The organism is Microbacterium hominis, assembly GCF_013282805.1.
GTDB classification, from domain to species: Bacteria; Actinomycetota; Actinomycetes; order Actinomycetales; family Microbacteriaceae; genus Microbacterium; species Microbacterium hominis_B.
In genome coordinates this window covers 3021020-3040257 of sequence record NZ_CP054038.1, presented here as the reverse complement: position 1 = coordinate 3040257, position 19238 = coordinate 3021020, and the positions used below count along the sequence as shown (strand labels likewise).

The following is a 19238-nucleotide window of genomic DNA, read 5'->3' as shown; positions in this document are numbered from 1 at the left end:
GTGCCCCCGAGCGCGCCGGTATCCCTTGGAGGCATCCCCTTGTTCAGCGCCATCGCGCGGGTCTTCCGTACCCCCGACCTCCGCCGGAAGATCGCATTCACCCTGGCGATCATCGCCATCTACCGGCTCGGTGCCCATGTGCCCGCGCCCTTCGTCGACTTCCCCAACGTGCAGTCCTGCCTTCGGCAGTCGGCCGGCACCGAGGGTCTGCTGTCGCTGGTCAACCTCTTCTCCGGCGGCGCACTGCTGCAGCTGTCGATCTTCGCGCTCGGTGTCATGCCGTACATCACCGCGACGATCATCGTGCAGCTGCTGCGCGTCGTCATCCCGCACTTCGAGACCCTCTACAAGGAGGGCCAGGCGGGCCAGGCCAAGCTGACGCAGTACACCCGTTACCTGACCATCGCGCTCGCACTGCTGCAGTCGACGACGCTGGTGACGGTGGCCCGCAGCGGCCAGCTCTTCGGGATCACCGGCGTTCCCGAGTGCGAGCAGCTCCTCACCAACGATGTGTGGTGGGCGCAGCTCCTCATGATCATCACGATGACCGCCGGCACCGGCCTCATCATGTGGTTCGCCGAGCTCATCACCGAGCGCGGCATCGGCAACGGCATGTCGCTGCTGATCTTCACGTCGATCGCTGCGGCCTTCCCGGCCTCGATGTGGGCGATCGCCCAGTCGCGCGGCTTCGAGGTCTTCCTCCTCGTGCTCGCCGTCGGCATCGTCGTCGTCGCGCTGGTCGTCTTCGTCGAGCAGTCGCAGCGGCGCATCCCGGTCCAGTACGCGAAGCGCATGGTCGGCCGCCGCACGTATGGCGGCACCAACACGTACATCCCGATCAAGGTGAACATGGCCGGTGTCGTGCCCGTCATCTTCGCCTCCTCGCTGCTGTACATCCCCGCCCTCATCGCGCAGTTCAACCAGCCGCAGGCCGGCGAGGCCGTGCCTGCGTGGGTGGCGTGGATCCAGATCTACCTCGTCACGGGCGACCACCCGCTGTACATGGCGCTGTACTTCCTGCTCATCGTCGGCTTCACGTACTTCTACGTCGCGATCACGTTCAACCCCGTCGACGTGGCCGACAACATGAAGAAGTACGGCGGCTTCATCCCCGGCATCCGCGCGGGTCGCCCCACGGCCGAGTATCTCGACTACGTGCTGACGCGCATCACGCTGCCGGGCTCGATCTACCTCGGCCTCATCGCCCTCATCCCGCTCATCGCGCTGGCGACGGTGGGTGCCAACCAGAACTTCCCGTTCGGCGGCGCATCCATCCTCATCATCGTGGGTGTGGGTCTTGAGACCGTGAAGCAGATCGACGCGCAGCTGCAGCAGCGCCATTACGAAGGGCTCCTCCGATGACGGCAGAACAGCACGGCGTTCGACTTCTGATCGTGGGACCGCAGGGCTCCGGCAAGGGCACGCAGGGCGTGCGCATCGCTGAGGCCTACGGCATCCCGGCGATCTCCACCGGCGACGTGTTCCGCGCCGCGGTGGCCGCCGGCAGCGACCTGGGCAACCAGGTCAAGGCGATCATCGAGGCCGGAGACCTGGTGTCGGACGAGCTGACGAGCGCGGTCGTGCGCGATCGCCTCGCGCAGGATGACGCGGCCGGGGGCTTCCTCCTCGACGGGTACCCGCGCAACATCGCGCAGGTCGCCCACCTCGACGAGTACCTCGAGGGCCGCGAGGAGTCGCTCGACGCCGTCATCGAACTGAGCGTCCCTCGCGACGAGAGCATCTCGCGCATCGCGCTGCGCGCGAAGGAGCAGGGGCGCACCGATGACACCGAAGAGGTCATCGCGAACCGTCTCGCCATCTACGAGCGTGAGACGGCGCCGATCCTCGACGTCTACCGTGCCCGCGGGATCGTCGCGGAGGTCGACGGTGTCGGTTCGCTCGACGAGATCGAAGCACGCATCCTGACCGCGCTCAATGCGCGCGGTCTCGTGCGCGCTGCGGCGGTCTGAGCGGCGTCGTGGTCGGTCTTCGCCGTTCGATCTACAAGTCGCCCGCGCAGCTGCGGGCGATGGTGGAGCCGGGCCTCATCACCGCGGCGGCCCTCGAGGCCGTGCGCGCGCTGATCGCCCCCGGGGTCACGACGGCGGAGCTGGATGCCGCAGCGTCGGCGGTCATCACCTCGCGCGGCGCGAAGTCGAACTTCCAGATGGTGCGCGGCTACCGCCACACGATCTGCGCGTCGGTGAACGAGCAGGTCGTGCACGGCATCCCGGGTGACCGGGTGCTCGAGCCCGGCGACATCGTCTCGATCGACGCCGGCGCCGAGTTCAAGGGCTGGAACGGCGACTCCGCGTTCACCGTGGTCATCCCCGACGCGTCGCGGCCCGAGGTGATCGCCGAGCGCGAGCGACTGTCGGAGGTCACCCGCGGCTCGCTGTGGGCGGGCATCGCTGCGCTGTCGACGGCATCCCATCTCGGTGAGGTCGGCGCGGCGATCGAGGACTACATCGAGGAGAACGCCCCCGCGGGCGGCTACGGGATCCTGCGTGACTATGTGGGACACGGCATCGGCCGCCGCATGCACGAGTCTCCCTCGATCTTCAACTACCGCACCCCCGAGAGGGGAGCGGACATCCGGCCGGGTCTCGCGGTCGCGATCGAGCCGATGGTCGTCATCGGCGATCAGGCGACGTTCGTGGAGGACGACGACTGGACCGTCTCGACCCGTGACGGCTCGATGGGCTCCCACTGGGAGCACAGCGTGGCCGTGCACGAAGGCGGGATCTGGGTGCTCACCGCGCCCGACGGCGGCGCGGCCGAGCTGGCACGGTTCGGCGTGACGCCGCAGCCGATCGCCTGACGCGATCACCGGGAAGTGAAGGGGGATGCCGCCGCATCCCGGACCAGAAGGAAGAGTCATGGCAGCACAGGGACGCAAGACGAACTGGTTCGCGATCTGGGTGAGCGTGGCCGTCGTGGTCGCCCTGGTGCTCGTCGCCGTGCTGGTCGTGTCGCTGAACAACTCCTCGGATGCTCCGGGCGAGCCGCCGCAGGCGTCGAACATCGACGCCACGACCGGTGCCATCCTCGTCGGCGACGGCGACCAGACGATGGACACCTACATCGACTTCATGTGCCCGATCTGCAACCAGTTCGAGCAGGTGTACGGAGAGCCGATCCAGGCGCTCGTCGATGACGGCACCATCACCCTCGGCATCCACCCGATCGCGATCCTCGACCACCTCTCCCAGGGCACCGAGTACTCCACGCGCTCGGCCAACGCGATGTACTGCGTCGCGGTCGCCGATGCCGACGCATCGGTGCCGTTCATGCAGGCGATGTTCGCGAACCAGCCGGCGGAGAGCTCGACCGGTCTCACCGACGCGCAGATCCTCGAGATCGCCGGAAGCGTGGGCGTGTCGGGCATCGACGCCTGCGTCAACGACGGCACCTACAGCAAGTTCGTGGCCGACATGACCGAGCAGACGCCGATCCAGCCGAGCCAGGCGGGCATCGCGACCCCCACGATCGCGATCAACGGCGAAGCCATCGACAACACCGACCTGCCGGCATCCGACCAGCTCGCGACGCTCTTCCAGTAGGGCCTCGGGCGGCCGCGCGCCGTCGCGCCGTGTCGTGAATCCACACACGGCCTCGTGAATCCACACACGGCCTCGTGAATCCACACACGGCCTCGTGAATCCACACACCCGGGCACCGCGCCTGGGGTGAGTCCACACTTCACGTGACGAGTCCACATTCCGCGCCGCGCGGGGATGTGGATTCGGCTCGAAGAGTGTGGATTCGGTGACACCGGGGTCGACGGTCGTCGTGTCCTCCCCAGGGAGACCGCTGCCTGGGCCTCTTCACAAGAGAGTGCCCGTGACCTCCCGGTGCGCGGCGGGACGTCAGGGTGAGGGGATGGACCTTCACCGACTGGCGGCGAGCGTGCTGACGTCGGCCGCATGGGGCATGCGCGGCGTCACTCCAGCCGCGTTGAACGTCGGGGTGGCCAAGGGGGAGTTCATCCGGCTGCACCGCGGGGCGTTCATCGATCGGGCGACGTGGAAGGCGCAGTTCACCGAGGGCCGTCATGCGGCACGCGCGATCGCGGTCGCGCGTGCCATGCGCGATGGCGACCTCGTGCTCTCGCACACGTCCGCAGCCGTGGTGCACGGTCTGCCGCTGTACCGGTACGAGGCCAAGCGCGTGCACCTCACGGGTCCGCGCGCCAGCGGATCCACGCGCGCGTCGGACGACGTCGCCCGCCACCGGGCCAGTGTCGAGGGCGACAGGATGGTGATCGCCGGTCTCGAGGTGACGTCGCTCGCGCGCACCGTCGCCGACGTGATCGGGCATCTTCCGCTCGAGGCCGCGGTGGCGCTGGCGGATGCCGCCCTGCGGAAGGTCGCATGGCTGGGCGGCGATCACCCCTATGACGCCGAGGCCGACGCGTGCTTCCGCGCCGACGTGGCCGCGTGCTCCGCGCTGACCCGTGGTGCGCGCGGTAGTGTCCAGGCGCGGTGGGTGCTCGCATTCGCCGATGGACGCGCGCAGCTCCCGGGCGAGAGTGTCAGCCGGCTCTATCTGCACCAGCTCGGGTTCGCGGCGCCCCGCGTGCAGGTGCGCATCCCACACGACACGGGGTACTACGAGGTGGATTTCGGCCTCGACGACGTCGAGACGTGGGGCGAGTTCGACGGCGAGGGCAAGTACACCGACGAGGGGATGCTGCGCGGATCGACTCCGGCGGCGGTGGTCTTCGAGGAGAAGCACCGTGAAGACGACATCCGCGGCCGCACCGGGTGGCGGATGGTGCGCTGGGGAAGTCCGCACATCGGCACGCGGGAGAGGTTCCGGCGCAAGCTTTCCGCCTTCGGCATCCATCCTCGGGCGGCAGCGGTCACGGCACCGCCGACCTTCGCGGGGAGGACCCTGTGACGTCGCCCGGGGACACGCCGCGGGGAATGCCGTCGAGTTGCCGATGCATCCCGTAGAGCGTATGCTTGATCTTTGGTGCGTTGCGCCTGTTTCGGCGTGTTCGAGCGGGCGGCGTGCCGAATCCCATTCACCGCAGATCGACCGGTCTGCTCAAGCGTAAGCGAGGCTATGGCGAAGAAAGACGGTGTCATCGAGATCGAAGGCACAGTGTCGGAGGCGCTGCCCAACGCGATGTTCCGCGTTGAGCTCACCAACGGACACAAGGTGCTCGCAACGATCTCGGGCAAGATGCGACAGAACTACATCCGCATCATCCCCGAGGACCGTGTCGTCGTGGAGCTCTCGCCCTACGACCTCACCCGCGGGCGCATCGTCTACCGCTACCGCTAGGCCGGTCGAGAAGTAACGCCCCACGCTTCGGCGTGCCCGGCGAAGACAGCGAAGAGAAGAATCATGAAGGTCAACCCCTCCGTCAAGCCCATCTGCGACCACTGCAAGGTCATCCGCCGCCACGGCCGCGTCATGGTGATCTGCAAGTCGAACCCGCGTCACAAGCAGCGCCAGGGCTGATCCCGTCGGATCCAGGCTTGCCGGATGCCGCACGTCGCGGCATCCGGAACACACAACTCAATACGAATACAACAGGCAGGATCAGAACCCGCGAGGGGGACACCTCGGGCGGAGGCCCGGGCACCGATCCTGCTCCACACCTCCACGTCACTCCTAGGAGAGCCGCATGGCACGTCTCGCCGGCGTCGACATCCCGCGCGATAAGCGCGTGGTGATCGCCCTTACCTACATCTACGGCATCGGCCGTACCCGTTCGATCGAGATCCTCGCCTCGACCGAGATCGATGAGAACATCCGCGTCAAGGACCTCACCGACGACCAGCTCGTCGCACTCCGCGACACCATCGAGGCCAACTACAAGGTCGAGGGTGACCTCCGCCGTGAGGTGGCCGCCGACATCCGCCGCAAGGTCGAGGTCGGTTCGTACGAGGGCCTGCGCCACCGCCGCGGCCTCCCCGTGCGCGGTCAGCGCACCAAGACCAACGCTCGTACCCGCAAGGGACCGAAGCGCACCGTCGCCGGCAAGAAGAAGGCGCGCTAAGCGCGGCCGCCGCAGGTTTAGGAGAACAAGAACATGGCACAGGCCAAGTCCGCTGCGCGCAAGCCGCGCCGCAAGGAGAAGAAGAACATCGCGCTGGGCCAGGCCCACATCAAGTCGACGTTCAACAACACGATCGTCTCGATCACCGACCCCTCGGGCGCCGTCATCAGCTGGGCCTCGTCCGGTGGCGTGGGCTTCAAGGGCTCGCGCAAGTCGACCCCCTACGCCGCTGGTATGGCCGCCGAGTCGGCTGCCCGCCAGGCGCAGGAGCACGGCGTCAAGAAGGTGGACGTCTTCGTGAAGGGTCCGGGTTCGGGCCGCGAGACCGCGATCCGCTCGCTGCAGGCCGCCGGCCTCGAGGTGGGTTCGATTCAGGACGTCACGCCGCAGGCACACAACGGCTGCCGTCCCCCGAAGCGCCGCCGCGTCTGATTTCCCCGGCCGGATCCGGTGGTCATCTCTGGCCACGGGTCCGGCCGCAGGCACGCTTGCGGATGCCGCACCCCGGCGCTCACGCCGAGTGACGGCATCCCCCGAGTAAAACTCAACACCTCACCCACCGCACGTGTCATATAGCGGGCACGTGATCGAAAGGAACACACAGTGCTCATTGCACAGCGTCCCACTCTGACCGAGGAGAAGATCGGGGAGTTCCGCAGCCGCTTCGTCATCGAGCCGCTGGAGCCCGGCTTCGGCTACACGATCGGCAACGCGCTGCGTCGCAGCCTCCTTTCTTCGATCCCCGGCGCTGCTGTCACCAGCATCCGCATCGACGGCGTCCTCCACGAGTTCAGCACCATCCCGGGTGTGAAGGAGGATGTCACCGAGATCATCCTCAACATCAAGCAGCTGGTCGTCTCGAGCGAGCGTGACGAGCCCATCACCGCGTACCTGCGCAAGACGGGTGCCGGCGAGGTCACGGCCGCCGACATCTCCGCCCCCGCCGGCGTCGAGGTGCACAACCCCGAGCTGGTCATCGCGACCCTCAACGACACCGCCAAGTTCGAGCTCGAGCTCACCATCGAGCGCGGTCGCGGCTACGTGTCGGCGAACCAGAACCGCAACGAGTACGCCGAGGCCGGTCAGATTCCGATCGACTCGATCTACTCGCCGGTGTTCAAGGTCAGCTACCGCGTCGACGCCACCCGTGCCGGGGAGCGCACCGACTTCGACAAGCTCGTGCTGGACGTCGAGAGCAAGCCCTCGATCGCCCCGCGCGACGCCGTCGCATCGGCCGGCCGCACCCTCACCGAGCTGTTCGGCCTCGCCCGCGAGCTGAACGTCGAGGCCGAGGGCATCGAGATCGGCCCCGCGCCGGTCGAGCAGGTCCTCTCGAACGAGCTCTCCATGCCGATCGAGGATCTCGATCTGTCGGTGCGCTCGTACAACTGCCTCAAGCGTGAGGGCATCAACACCGTGTCGGAGCTCGTCGCCCTGTCGGAGACGCAGCTCATGAACATCCGCAACTTCGGTCAGAAGTCGGTCGACGAGGTGCGCGACAAGCTCGTCTCGCTCGGACTGTCGCTGAAGGACTCGGTTCCCGGGTTCGACGGTGCCCACTTCTACGCCGGCTACGACGACGAGACCGTCTGAGCCGGGTCACCCGACCGACCTTCCCCACTGGAGTAACTGAGAAATGCCGAAGCCCACGAAGGGTCCCCGCCTCGGAGGCGGCCCCGCACACGAGCGCCTGCTGCTTGCGAACCTCGCCGCTGCGCTGTTCACCCACAAGTCGATCAAGACGACCGAGACCAAGGCCAAGCGCCTCCGTCCGCTCGCCGAGCGCCTGATCACCTTCGCCAAGCGCGGTGACCTGCACGCTCGTCGTCGCGTGCTGTCGGTCATCGGTGACAAGGAAGTCGTGCACGTCCTGTTCACCGAGATCGCGCCGCTGGTCGCGGACCGTGAGGGCGGCTACACCCGCATCACCAAGGTCGGCAACCGCAAGGGCGACAACGCTCCGATGGCCGTGATCGAGCTCGTCCTCGAGCCCGTCACGAAGAAGCCGTCGGCGAAGAAGTCGGCCGCCGCCGCTGCTCCGGTCGAGGAGGCTCCGGTCGAGGAGGCTCCCGCCGAGGTCGAGGAGACCGAGGCCGCCGAGGCCGGCGCCGAGTCGCCCGAGGAGGGCGCCGCCGCCGAGGCTGCTGCCGAAGAGGCCGTCGAGGAGAAGTCCGAGTGATCGGACGCCGGGCGTCGCAGCCCGGCAGGTCGCGCTGATCGCGACCACCCTCGCACCCGAGCCCCGCAGTCCCTTTCGAGGGACTGCGGGGCTCTCGCATTCCCGCGATGGACCTCTGTGTCCTGCGCCGTCGCGCCCGGCCTCCGCTGCTCCGCTGTCACGATCTGCCACGCAGGGCGCCGTTTGCGACAGCGGCGCGGTGGGGGCCGAGTGGATGCCTGGGGGCGGCCGCGCCGCGGGGCGGCGGTCTGCGGCCGGAACTAGGCTGAGCGGGTGAGTAGTGAAACCACGACCATCGAGTCCGGGGCCGCGACGCTGGGGGAGCGCCTGACCGCCGCGGGGCTGGAGATCTCCGGACCCCGCGTGCCGCGGCATCCCGATATCGCGCGGTGGCGGGCAGGCACCCGCGACGACATCGATGCGCTGCACGCCCTGTTCGCCGCGGCCGACCGCGTCGATCATCCGACCTGGACCACACCCCGTGAGGAGGTCGAGGAGCACTTCGACCTGCCCGAGCTCGATCCCGACCGCGACCTCATCGTCGCGATCGCCGAGAACGGCACGATGGTCGCGGCGGGGCTCGTGCTGCGGCATCCCGACATGTCGGCCCGGGTGAAGGTGTACCTGCAGGGTGCGGTGCACCCGCAATGGCGACGGCGCGGCATCGGCGCGGCTCTCGCGCGCTGGCAGTTCGGGCGAGGGCTGCAACGGCTCGCCGAGTCGGAGTCCGCACTGCCCGGCGAGATCGTCGTCTACGCCGACGAGGGCAACGACGGCGCCGTCGCGATCGCCGAGGCGCTCGGGCTGCGCACGGTGCGCTGGTTCGCGTCGATGGTGCGCGACAACGCCATTCCCGTCCCCGACCTCGCCCCCGTCGACGGCATCGCCTTCGTCTCCTACACCTCCGACCGGGCGGAGGATGCCCGGCAGGCGCGCAACGACGCCTTCCGTGATCACTGGGGGAGCCTGCAGACGACCCCGGAGCGCTGGGGGCAGTTTGTCGGCGGCACCTTCTTCCGGAGCGATCTGTCCACGCTCGCGCTCGATCCCGAGGGCCGCATCGTCGCCTTCTGCCTCGCATCGGTCAACGAAGACGACTGGGAGACGCTCGGCGCCTCGAACTCGTACATCGATCTCATCGGCGTCGTGCGCGATCAGCGGGGGCGCGGGCTGGCTCCGCGGGTCGTCGCGCGCACGCTGCAGGCGATGACCGACGCCGGCCTGGAGAAGGCCGTGCTCGATGTCGACACCGAGAGCCCGACGGGCGCGAACACGCTCTACGAGCGGCTCGGCTTCGTCGCCACGGAACGCTCGCGCGCCCTCACCCGCGAGTTCTGAGCGGGTCGCGGGTTCTGAGCGGGCCGCGTCGGGGAGTCCGCGCCGGATAGGCTGAGCGGGTGCGGATCCGGCTCGACATCGCCTACGACGGCACGCACTTCCGCGGGTGGGCGCGCCAGCCCGGGCTGCGCACTGTGCAGGGCGTTCTCGAGGAGTCGCTCGCGCGGGTGCTCGGGGGCGATCCGCGCCTGGTCGTGGCCGGCCGCACCGATGCCGGCGTCCACGCGGCCGATCAGGTCGCCCACCTCGACCTCGATGACGCCCAGACCGCGCGGCTGCTCGTCGTGCGCGGGCGGCCGGGGGAGGCATCCACCGGTCCTGAGGTCGTCGAGGCGGCGGTGGCCCGTCTCGCACGACGCGTGACCGGCGTGCTGGGTGCGTACGCCGACGTCGCCGTCTCGCGCACGAGCGCGGCGCCTGCGGGCTTCGACGCCCGCTTCTCCGCGGTGTGGCGGCGCTACGCGTACCGCATCGCCGACGGCACCAGCGGCTACGACCCGCTCGAGCGGCTGAGGACGACGACAGTGCGCGCCGATCTCGATGCGCGGGCGATGGATGCCGCGGCCCGCAGCCTCATCGGACTGCACGACTTCGCCGCGTACTGCAAGCCGCGCGAGGAGGCCACGACGATCCGTACGCTCCTCGAGTTCGACTGGCGCAGGGACGCCGAGGGCGTGCTCGTGGCGAACGTGAAGGCCGACGCCTTCTGCCACAGCATGGTGCGCGCCCTGGTCGGCGCGTGCGTCGCCGTGGGGGAGGGGCGGCTCGGCGTGGACGACGTGGCCGTCATCCGCGACGGGCGGACGCGCGTGCCCGAGGTGAAGGTGCTGGCCGCCCGCGGATTGACCCTCACCGAGGTGGGGTACCCGGCCGACGACCTGCTGGCCGCGCGCGCCGATCAGACCCGCGCGCGTCGCGACCTCGAGTAGCGCCGGTCGCGTCGGCTCAGTCGGCGAGCGTCGCCAGTACGAGGCGCGTCGCCTCGACGAGCGCGACAGCCCGGTCGTGCTCGACGCGCGCCTCGACGACCGCGCGCTCGGCGGCGGCATACATCGCGCGGCGGCGCGAGCGCTCGGCCTCGTCGATGCGCATCGGGGCGATGTCGGCCTCGAGCGCACGGGCGGCGACGCGCCGGTCTCCCTCACGCGCGGCGAGTGCGGCGAGCGCGGCGCTGCGGGCTTCGACGTTGGCGGCCAGCGCGTCGGAGAGGGCGCGGTGCGCGGCATCCCTGGGCCGTTCCTCGACGGCGACGGCCACGGCGGGGAAGATCGCGGTGGTGCGCTCGACGCGCCGCGTGCGCGCAGAGGACGTGGGACGCGGGATGTCGTGCGAGATGGTCATCGGTTCTCCTGAAGGTCGGATGGGCAAGGGCTATGAGTGTGATGAGGTTCGCCGGAACGACATCCGCTCGACATCGATCCGCCCTATGGTGGAGGGGTCATGAGGGTGATTTCGTACAACCTCCGCAAACATCGGGCCGCGAGCGAGCTTGCACATCTGGTCGACCGGCATGCGGTCGACGTGCTGTGCCTGCAGGAAGCGGACACGAAGGATCTGCCGGAGCAGCTCGGCGGCCTGCATCTGGCCGAGTCCACGCAGCGCAACAGGTTGGGCCTCGCGGTCTACTTCCGCGAGAACACGCTGCGCCCGGTCGAGGTGCGCGCCCTGGCGCTGAAGAAGTCGCTGCACGACCATGTGCTCAAGCCCGCTGAGGAGCGACTGCTGGGCGTGCGGCTGCACGACATCGATCTGAACCGCGACGTCATCGTCGCCTCGTTCCACGCGGCGCCCTTGACCGCCCTCAACTCGCTGCGCCGCCACCAGATCCGCACCGCGCTCACCGAGCTGCAGCAGCTCGGTCCGGGTCTGCCGGCGCTGATGGTCGGGGACTACAACTACCCCGTGTTCAAGGAGGCCCTCGGGCAGAAGGTGCGCGAGCAGGGCTACGAGCTGAACCTCAGCGACGCGCGCACCTACACGCGGTATCGCTTCTTCAAGGGGCACTACGACTTCGCGACCTCGATCGGGTTCGAGATCGACCGGGTGCGCACGCTGCCGCAGGGGCTGAGCGACCACCTGCCGATCCTCGTCGAGGCGCACCCGTCACCGGTGAAGCGCACAGCGCCGTCGGAATCGGTCGACCTGGACGCCGACATCGAGTACGAGGAGATCGCGACGCCGTAGGCGGTGCGGCAGGGTCGCGCGCTGGCTGCGGGCGCGGGTCAGCGCGCGTTACGGGTCAGTGCTGGCCGCTGGTCAGCGCGCGCTGCGACGCAGCGTCGCGGCGACCGCCAGCGCGGCGCCGGTGAGCACGAGTGCCCCGCCGCCGATCCACAGCCCGAGAGTGGTCGCGCTGTCGAGGCCGGTCACCGGGAGCGAGCCGTCGGCCGCCTCGATGGACACCGCGGCGGTGCCGCCGGCGGACGACGCCGAGACGGCGGCGATGTTGTAGGTGCCGCTCGCGGTCGAGGGCAGGGTGATCGCGACCTCCGCCAGCGCCCCGGCGGGGGTCGACGTGACCGTGGCGCTCGCCGTGCTGATCGCGAAGCGCACCATGCCGATCCGGGCGTCGGCGCCGCCGTCGCCGCGGACGGTGACCGTGACCGCCTCATCGGCGGAGAACGTTCCCGCCCGGCAGAGGAAGTCGACCGTGCCGCCGGGCGCGACCGTGGCCGAGGAGACCTGGCACGAGCCCGTGGGCGGGTAGATGTTCGAGGCGTGCGCCGCCGCGGGGAGGGCCACCGCCGCGCAGACGACGACCGCCCCGGCGATGGCAGGGGCGGCGGTGCGGATCAGGCGGTGCAGAGTCATCTCGGGACGAATCCTACGTCCCCGCGCACGTCGCGGCAAAGTCTTCCTGCGCGGCGAGCGTGGGCGTCGTCACCGTGGACACGCTCGCCGCGGACGGCTCGACCGCGCGGGCGGTCACCGTGGCGAACGCGGAGGCGCCGGGGGCGAGGTCCACGGTGAAGCTGACCACCCGGCGGTTCTCGTGCACGCCGCCGCCGAAGCCGCCGCCGTCGCTCTTGACCGTCTCCACGAGCTCCCAGCCTTCGGGGAGGTAGACGTACGTGACGGTGCGCGCGGTGCCCTCTGGCACCCCGAATCCGCCGCCGCCAGTTATATACCTCGGAAGCGAAGCCGCATCGGCGGGCGCGTTGTTGGCGACCGTGACGGTGAGCTGCACGTCGCCGGTGGCGCGGCCTTCGCCACCCACCTGGCACGAGGTCCACGCGATGTCGGTCGAGAGGGCGCCGTAGTAGTCCATCTTCGAGCCCGTGCCGTCGTTGACGTACACGCCGAAGCGCGCGACGTCGTCGTCGGAGGTGGGCAGGCCACCGGCGAGCGTGGTCTCGGCGAGCCTCTCCTGCTCTTCGGCGTGCGCGCTCCACAGCAGGAGGCGGTGCTCGTCACCGGCACGGGCGAGGGCTGTAAGTAGTGCGGTGGGTTCGATGCCCCCGCCCGAAAGCGCGTTGAACACCGCGCCGGCAGCCCCGGCAAAGAACGCATCCTGCGCAGCGGGAAGCTCATATCGCTTGTAGACGTCGTTCAGCAGGAGCGAAACGGCGTTCTCACTCGTGAGCACGTCACCGGTGGGGAGGGTGACCGGACCCGTCGCGACGAGCAGGTACGACAGCGCGACAGGGTCGAGAGCAACTACGCCGTCGACCTGCTCGCCGTGCTTGCGCGACCACATCTCGCGGGCCAACTGGCTCGAAGTCGCGAAGTCGGGCACCTGGGTGACGTTCTGCATCCATCTGCCTGGATGTTGGCCGTAGATGGATTCCACCTCAGGGTCGGGTGGAAGCACAGAGCTCCCGTAGTCGGGAAAGTCGCCAGCGCTGTCCTGGGCGGTCATCGACAGTGCGCCGCCGTCAGCGCGGATGATGGCCATGGCTCCGGGGATGCCGCCCAGGGAACGCCATTCCGCGTTGTTCTGGAACAGCACGAGGTAGTTGCGGGCGCCCTCCGCGCCGAGCATCGACGGGAGCAGCGCGGTCGTGCGGGCCAGTGCCCCGGTGGCGATCTCGGTCTCGTCGAGGAGCGCGGCCACGTCGTCCACCGCCGCGCGCAGCGGGGCGACCAGCGGTGCGCGGTCGATGCCGGCCAGGTCGTCGGCCGCGGCGGCGATACCCTGGGCGCCGGCGACGGCCGGCTGCTGCAGGGCGACGAAGCCGGCCAGGGCGATGCCGCCGCCCTGCGGAGTGAGAGAGGCGATGTCGAAGGTCGAGGCGACCTCGATGAGCGGGTCGAGAGCGCTGCCGGCGACATCGTCGAGTGCGGCCGAGACGGTCGCGACGGCCCCCAGCTGCGGTCCGACCCAGGGGAGCGACTCCGCGAAGCCCCAGACGGGGTCGCTCGTCAGCTCTCGGGCGGCGGCGGTCTCGGCGGAGATTTCGGCGACCGCCTGCGAGGCTGCGGCGGGGTCGGTGAGGTCGGCGCGTACGGCGAAGGCGGCGTCCTGCGCTTCGAGCAGATGGCCGTAGGCGAGGAAGCCGCGCACCCCCACCCACGCCGCCGCGGCGACCGCCGCGACCAGCACGACGCCCAGCAGCGACGCGAACACGATGCCCGCGATGCGCATGGGGCGTGTGGTCGCCGATTCCGTCACCCGTCCACCTTAGGCGCATCCGCCTGAGCGTCCGGTGCCCGGCCCGTCACAGACCGTTCCAGCGCTCGATGGGCCAGAGGATCGCGACGGCCTTGCCGATCACCCCGTCGCGGATGGCCCATCGCCAGCACGCCGGGGTGCTGCCCTCGGTGCGGCAGGAGAAGGCCGAGTCGGCGGAGCCGGAGCGGTTGTCGCCGAGCATGAGGTACTCATCGTCGGGAACGATCACCTCGTCGAAGCAGCGGGCCGATCGCGGCGAGGTGGTGCAGTCGAGCACGCCCGGATCGAACGGGAAGTCGTTCGTGATGTAGGGCTCGTCGAGTTCGGCGCCGTCGACGACGACCGCGCCGGCGTCACTGCAGCAGCGGGCGGTCTGGCCGGGTCCGGCGATCACCCGCTTCACGAGCGTGTGCTCGCTGGACGGCCCGAAGCCGGTCACCGCGCCGAGCCATCGCAGGGCGCCCCGCACCGGGTCGGTCGGGGTCGGGGGGCCGGCACCCCAGGCGTCGTCGGCGTCGAACACGACGACGTCGCCCGTGCGGGGTCCGTCGCCGAGGTACGCCAGGCGGTTGACGAGGATGCGATCGCCCGGCTCGAGCGTGTCGGCCATCGAGCTCGACGGCACCCAGAAGGGCTTCGCGACGAAGGAGAGCAGGAGCCCGACCAGCACGAACGCGGCGAAGAGATGGAACCACGCGCTGCCCGTGACCCTGCGCCACACCGGTCGGCGGGGGCTCACGGCCTCGGTGTGATCGGGCGTGGCCGTCACCGGCGTGCGGCCGTGCGCGAGGCGGCCTCGGGGGCGGCGCTCGCCGGTGCCGCGGAGGCGGCCGGAGTGCCCTGGTACTGGTAGCCGTAATAGACGGCGCCCGCGCCGCGGCGCGGCACGCGGTTCATCACGACGCCGAGCGTGCGGCCGTTGGCCTTGGAGAGGTTCACGACAGCCTGATCGAGCTGATCGATGGTCGTGCGCCCCGACGTGACCACGATCAGCGCACCGTCGGCGCCGGTGGTGAGCACCGCGGCATCGGTGGCCGCCAGCACCGGGGGCGAGTCGATGATCACCAGGGCGTGGGAGGAGAGGTTGCGGATCAGGTCGCGCATGCGGTTGGAGCCGAGCACCTCGCTCGGGTTGGGCGGGATGCGCCCGGCGGTGATGACGGCCAGGTTGCCGGACTCGTCGACGTTGTGGGCGACCTCGGTGATCTCGGCGCGCCCCGAGAGGATGTCGGTGAGGCCCGCGCCCTCGGGGAGCCCGAAGACCTCGGCTATGCGGGGACGCCGGAGGTCGGCATCCAGCAGCACGACGTGCTGGCCGGCGGCGGCGAGGCTCATCGCGAGATTCGAGGAGAGCGTCGACTTGCCGTCGCCGGGCAGAGGGCTCGTGACGACGATCGTGCGCGGCGGGCTGTCGACATCCATGAACTGCAGGTTGGTGCGCAGCTCCCGCAGCGCCTCGGCGATGGGACTCGTGCCGGTGGCGGACTGGCCGAACGAGAGCACACGGCGCCCGCCCGCGAGGTCCTTGTCGACCGGCAGCTGACCGACCACCGATGCGCCCGTCTCGCGCTCGATGTCGCGCGGGTCGCGCACGCGCCGGTCGAGGACCGCGCGGATCACCGCGTAGCCGACGCCGAGGGCGAGGCCGACGAGTCCGCCGAGGGCGAGCGAGAGGCGCACGTTGGGAGACGACGGGGCGGTGGGCAGGCGCGCGGAGTCTCCGGGCACGAGGGTGACCGCGGCCGACCCCTCGGTGCCGTCGCCCTCGACCGCGTCGATCTGGGCGACCATGCCGCGCATCCACGACTCGGCGAGATCGCGCGCCTCCTCGGGGGAGCCGGCATCGGCGGAGACGTGGATGATGACCGTGTCGAGCGGGTTGGACACATCCACGCGGTTCACCAGCGCCTCGGGGGTGGTGTCGAGCCCGAGGTCGGCGATGGCGTACTCGGCGACCGAGCGCCACGAGCCCATGTCGATGTACGACGTGACCTTCGCGCGGGCGAGCTGGTCGCCCACGAGCGAGGAGCCGGTGTCGCTGCCGGCGGAGGCGGCGCGCACGATGCCGCTCGTCTCGGCCGTGTAGACGCGCGGCTGCACCGCGCTCCATCCCCATGCCACCGCGACGCCGAGGAGAGTGAGCAGCACGATGCCCAGCCAATGCGCGCGAAGGATGCGCACGTAGTCGCGCAGTTCCATGAATCCCCTGTTCCCCAAGTCCCCCGTACACTACCTGCTGTGTCCGAGAGTGTGCTGGTCGCGGCCCTCGGGTACGAGGTGCGGATCGACGTGAGTGCGCTCGATGCGGCCGGTGTCCTCGCCGTGCGTGAGGCGTGGCGCGACGCGCTCGTGCCGGTCGTGGAGCCGGCGGAGCCGGTGGAGCCGGTGGATGCCGCGCCCGTCGTGCACGCGCAGGGCGACCTGGATCGCGCCACGATGCTCTCGGAGCTCTCGATGGCGGTGACCCTCGCCGCGATCGAGGCGGCGCGCGGGCAGGCGTGGATGCTGCATGCCACCGGGGTGGCGTCGGACGACGGTCGAGTCGTCGCGCTCGTGGGACCGTCGGGGCGCGGCAAGACGACGGCGGCGCGCGTGCTGGGCGGTTCGTACGGCTACGTGTCGGACGAGACGGTGGCGGTCGGGCTCGAAGGCTCGGTGCGGGCGTACCGCAAGCCGCTGTCGATCATCGAGCACGCCGGGGAGCCGAAGGTGCAGCGCGCGCCGTCGGAGCTCGGGCTTCGGGCGCTGCCTGCCGCGTCGCTGACGCTCGCGGCCGTCGTACTCCTCGATCGGCGCGACGACGAGGACGGCGCCGTGGTCTCGCCCGTCGATCTCGGCGATGCCCTCGGAGACCTCGTCGCGCAGACGAGCTACCTCGCCGACCTGGAGCGGCCGCTGCAGACGATCGCCGCGCTCGTGTCGGCCGTGGGCGGGGTGGTGCGCGTGACGTATCGCGAAGCGGCGGAGCTGGTGCCGGTGGTCGAGGGTCTGCTCGCGGCGCCGCAGGAGGCGGTGGCCGCAGGGGCGGCTGAGCCGTTGGCGGCGGGGCTGGTCGGCGACGGAATCTGCCGCGTGCGCGCACGTGATGCGCTCGCTCTCGAAGACCCGGATCGGCTTGCGCTCCTTCACGTCGACGGCCACGGCCACGGCACGGTGCGGGTGCTTGCGGGGCTGGGTCCCGCGCTGTGGCGGGCGGCCGACGGAGTCGCGCTCGACGATCTCGTCACCGTCGCCGTCGCCGCGCACGGGGAGCCCGAGGGAGTGGATGCCACGACCGCCGTCGCGTCGGCGGTCGACGGGCTCGTCGCGGAAGGCGTGCTGCGCCGCTCGCCGCTCTGGCGCATCCGCGACGACGTCGCGTGGACCGGATCGGGCGAGCGGGTCGTGGCGCTGGCGCTGGCGGACCCGGCGGCCGCGCCCGTGGCGCTGGAGGGGTCGGCCGCGATCATCTGGACGGCGCTCGCCGACAGCGCGTGCGACGCGGACACCCTCATTCAGCGGGTGGCCGAGCGTGCGGACGTGGAGACCGCGGACGTCGCGGACGACGTGCGGGGATTCCTGCGCACGCTGGAGCGCGGGGCGCTGGTCGCGGCGGGTTAGAACGTGCCCGTGCGGGTGGCGTTTGGCAGTGGGTTGCCCTCAAGAGTGAAGGTCAGCGTCCACGTATACGTGAAGCCGGTGTTGTGCTTCGTGTAGGTCGGGAATGTGAAGCTCACAGCCGAGCCGCTGGTCACCTGCTGGGTATTGGTCTGGGACTGGTCGCCCGCCTTGCGGTCTGACCACGACGACTGCTTGTCATGCTGCCCTGTCACCTTCAGCACGGCGATCAACGTGCCGGACTGGCCCGCGCCCATCGTGCCGCTGAAAGTGACGGTGTCGGTGCCGGTGGCAGTCGGGCTGAACGGCGTGTTGGTCGACGCGGTGGCTGCCGGCACGGCGGCGGCGAGCACCACGACGGGTGCGGCCCAGGCGCCGACCTTCAGAAGCTGTCGGCGGTCGACGGTCGAGTCGGGCGTGGCGGCGGGCTCGTCGAAGGTCACAGTTTCCCCAAACTGCTCGGGTGACCGAACTTCCCCAGTTCCGTCACTCGGATGATCGCCGCGTGGAGCGTGCGGACGGCGCCCTCGGGTGAGGCGCTGGCTTACCCTAGCAGGTCCGTGTCACGCGAATGTTTCATCTCCGGTGACGCACGAGCGTGCGGATCGCACGCGGCAGAGAGCGGATGCCGCGGCCGAAGCGCTGCAGCCGCCCGCGCGTGCGGCCGGCGAACGTGTCGACGACCTCGGGACGGGTGACGAGGAGATCGTGGCGGGTCGGCCAGAGCGCCCGACCGAGGATCGCGACACGTCGCCGCCACCCCGCCTTGCGGAGGGCGACGAACCAGAAGTAGGCGCCGTGGGATCCCGAGTCCACGCGCTCGCGCCACGCGCGCAGCTCCTCGGAGTCGCGCTCCGACGGGGGCGGCGCGACCTCGACGCCCAGCAGCGGCCACACCGTCTCCAGGGTCGAGGCGCTGCCCGTCGCGAGCGCGAGGGCCGCGGCATCCATCCGCTCCTGCTCGGTCAGGGCGAGGGCCCGCAGCTGGGCGAGCTCGTCGGCGTGGCGGGACTGGGTCGCGGTGCTGCGCAGGGAGTGCAGGGCGAGGATCAGCACGCCGGCCACCCGGTCGGCCGCCGCGCAGGGCACGTGCGCGAACGGCATCGAGGTGCGCCGTTCCCACAGGTGCGCGAACACCGTGGCGGGCGGGGCGAGGAACCCCGGAAAGAAGGAATGCGCGTCGATATCGCACGGCCAGTCCTTGCGCACGAAGGTCATCGAGTGCAGCGTCGTGAGGGTGCTGATGAGGTTGCCGTCGCGCTCGGTCCAGCCGCTGTCGAGCACCGCCGTGCAGAACTCCGCGAAGCGCTCCGGGTCGACGAGCACATCGACGTCGCCCGACACGCGCGCCGGACGCAGGCCCTGCCGGTGGAGGGAGGGCCCCTTGATGAACAGCACGCGGATGCCGCGGTCATCGGCCAGGCGCTGCACCCACGCGTGTCCGAGATCGACCGCCTCGCTCAGCTGGAGCACGGTCGAGGGAGCGGTCACGGGTTTCA

22 protein-coding genes are annotated in these 19238 nt (G+C 70.3%); 15 read left to right on the top strand and 7 right to left on the bottom strand.

The window, feature by feature from the left end:
* Nucleotides 1–39 precede the first annotated feature (39 nt).
* The 13 genes from secY to truA all read left to right on the top strand — a co-directional run bounded on the left by secY (nt 40) and on the right by truA (nt 10459).
* Complete coding sequence (secY, locus tag HQM25_RS13775; protein WP_172990755.1) at nt 40–1362, top strand: preprotein translocase subunit SecY; 1323 nt, start codon at nt 40–42, stop codon at nt 1360–1362.
* Nucleotides 1359–1970, top strand: coding sequence for an adenylate kinase (locus HQM25_RS13770; protein ID WP_172990754.1), 612 nt, complete (start codon nt 1359–1361; stop codon nt 1968–1970). Before secY ends, HQM25_RS13770 begins: the two co-directional genes overlap by 4 nt.
* Before the next feature lie 8 nt (nt 1971–1978).
* Nucleotides 1979–2821, top strand: a complete 843-nt coding sequence (gene map, locus HQM25_RS13765; protein WP_172990753.1) for a type I methionyl aminopeptidase — start codon at nt 1979–1981, stop codon at nt 2819–2821.
* Between the two features lie 58 nt (nt 2822–2879).
* Nucleotides 2880–3563, top strand: coding sequence for a DsbA family protein (locus tag HQM25_RS13760; RefSeq protein WP_172990752.1), 684 nt, complete (start codon nt 2880–2882; stop codon nt 3561–3563).
* Between the two features lie 319 nt (nt 3564–3882).
* Nucleotides 3883–4902: a hypothetical protein gene (locus HQM25_RS13755; RefSeq protein WP_172990751.1), complete on the top strand. Its 1020-nt coding sequence runs from the start codon at nt 3883–3885 to the stop codon at nt 4900–4902.
* A 168-nt stretch (nt 4903–5070) separates the two neighbouring features.
* Complete coding sequence (gene infA / locus HQM25_RS13750; protein ID WP_013583992.1) at nt 5071–5292, top strand: translation initiation factor IF-1; 222 nt, start codon at nt 5071–5073, stop codon at nt 5290–5292.
* A 63-nt stretch (nt 5293–5355) separates the two neighbouring features.
* A complete protein-coding gene (rpmJ, locus tag HQM25_RS13745) occupies nt 5356–5472 on the top strand; it encodes a 50S ribosomal protein L36 (protein ID WP_005050492.1) in 117 nt (38 codons plus the stop codon).
* A 166-nt stretch (nt 5473–5638) separates the two neighbouring features.
* Nucleotides 5639–6013: a 30S ribosomal protein S13 gene (rpsM, locus tag HQM25_RS13740; RefSeq protein WP_172990750.1), complete on the top strand. Its 375-nt coding sequence runs from the start codon at nt 5639–5641 to the stop codon at nt 6011–6013.
* A 33-nt stretch (nt 6014–6046) separates the two neighbouring features.
* Complete coding sequence (gene rpsK, locus HQM25_RS13735) at nt 6047–6445, top strand: 30S ribosomal protein S11 (protein WP_167038520.1); 399 nt, start codon at nt 6047–6049, stop codon at nt 6443–6445.
* A gap of 171 nt (nt 6446–6616) precedes the next feature.
* Nucleotides 6617–7606: a DNA-directed RNA polymerase subunit alpha gene (locus tag HQM25_RS13730; RefSeq protein ID WP_172990749.1), complete on the top strand. Its 990-nt coding sequence runs from the start codon at nt 6617–6619 to the stop codon at nt 7604–7606.
* A 43-nt stretch (nt 7607–7649) separates the two neighbouring features.
* Complete coding sequence (gene rplQ, locus HQM25_RS13725; protein WP_172990748.1) at nt 7650–8192, top strand: 50S ribosomal protein L17; 543 nt, start codon at nt 7650–7652, stop codon at nt 8190–8192.
* Between the two features lie 273 nt (nt 8193–8465).
* Nucleotides 8466–9530, top strand: a complete 1065-nt coding sequence (locus HQM25_RS13720; protein ID WP_254359351.1) for a GNAT family N-acetyltransferase — start codon at nt 8466–8468, stop codon at nt 9528–9530.
* A gap of 59 nt (nt 9531–9589) precedes the next feature.
* Nucleotides 9590–10459 carry a tRNA pseudouridine(38-40) synthase TruA gene (gene truA, locus HQM25_RS13715; protein ID WP_172990747.1) on the top strand — a complete coding sequence of 290 codons (870 nt, stop codon included), beginning with the start codon at nt 9590–9592 and terminating at the stop codon, nt 10457–10459.
* Between the two features lie 16 nt (nt 10460–10475).
* Here truA and HQM25_RS13710 read toward each other — a convergent pair whose 3' ends face one another.
* Nucleotides 10476–10871 (bottom strand): hypothetical protein, encoded by a 396-nt coding sequence (locus HQM25_RS13710; RefSeq protein WP_172990746.1) that lies wholly within the window; start codon nt 10869–10871, stop codon nt 10476–10478.
* 99 nt (nt 10872–10970) lie between these two features.
* On the opposite strand from HQM25_RS13710, the gene HQM25_RS13705 reads away from it, so the two are divergent.
* Nucleotides 10971–11714 (top strand): endonuclease/exonuclease/phosphatase family protein, encoded by a 744-nt coding sequence (locus HQM25_RS13705; RefSeq protein WP_172990745.1) that lies wholly within the window; start codon nt 10971–10973, stop codon nt 11712–11714.
* A 72-nt stretch (nt 11715–11786) separates the two neighbouring features.
* On the opposite strand, the gene HQM25_RS13700 is transcribed toward HQM25_RS13705, so the two are convergent.
* Genes HQM25_RS13700 through HQM25_RS13685 form a run of 4 tightly spaced genes read right to left on the bottom strand, consistent with a single transcriptional unit; the run spans nt 11787 to nt 16341 of the window.
* Nucleotides 11787–12341 carry a cell wall protein gene (locus HQM25_RS13700; protein ID WP_172990744.1) on the bottom strand — a complete coding sequence of 185 codons (555 nt, stop codon included), beginning with the start codon at nt 12339–12341 and terminating at the stop codon, nt 11787–11789.
* A gap of 13 nt (nt 12342–12354) precedes the next feature.
* Complete coding sequence (locus tag HQM25_RS13695; protein ID WP_254359350.1) at nt 12355–14142, bottom strand: DUF4012 domain-containing protein; 1788 nt, start codon at nt 14140–14142, stop codon at nt 12355–12357.
* Between the two features lie 46 nt (nt 14143–14188).
* The gene (lepB, locus tag HQM25_RS13690; RefSeq protein WP_172990743.1) at nt 14189–14881 is read right to left on the bottom strand and encodes a signal peptidase I; all 693 of its coding nucleotides are present in this window, start codon (nt 14879–14881) and stop codon (nt 14189–14191) included.
* 26 nt (nt 14882–14907) lie between these two features.
* Entirely contained in the window at nt 14908–16341 is a 1434-nt protein-coding gene (locus HQM25_RS13685) for a polysaccharide biosynthesis tyrosine autokinase (RefSeq protein ID WP_172990742.1), read from the bottom strand.
* Nucleotides 16342–16380: 39 nt separating this feature from the next.
* Here HQM25_RS13685 and HQM25_RS13680 point away from each other — a divergent pair, with 39 nt between their 5' ends.
* Nucleotides 16381–17742 carry a PqqD family protein gene (locus HQM25_RS13680; protein ID WP_172990741.1) on the top strand — a complete coding sequence of 454 codons (1362 nt, stop codon included), beginning with the start codon at nt 16381–16383 and terminating at the stop codon, nt 17740–17742.
* On the opposite strand, the gene HQM25_RS13675 is transcribed toward HQM25_RS13680, so the two are convergent.
* Nucleotides 17739–18182, bottom strand: coding sequence for a hypothetical protein (locus tag HQM25_RS13675; protein ID WP_172990740.1), 444 nt, complete (start codon nt 18180–18182; stop codon nt 17739–17741). The genes HQM25_RS13680 and HQM25_RS13675 overlap by 4 nt on opposite strands.
* 133 nt (nt 18183–18315) lie before the next feature.
* The gene (locus tag HQM25_RS13670) at nt 18316–19230 is read right to left on the bottom strand and encodes a nucleotidyltransferase family protein (RefSeq protein ID WP_172990739.1); all 915 of its coding nucleotides are present in this window, start codon (nt 19228–19230) and stop codon (nt 18316–18318) included.
* Nucleotides 19231–19238: the final 8 nt, after the last annotated feature.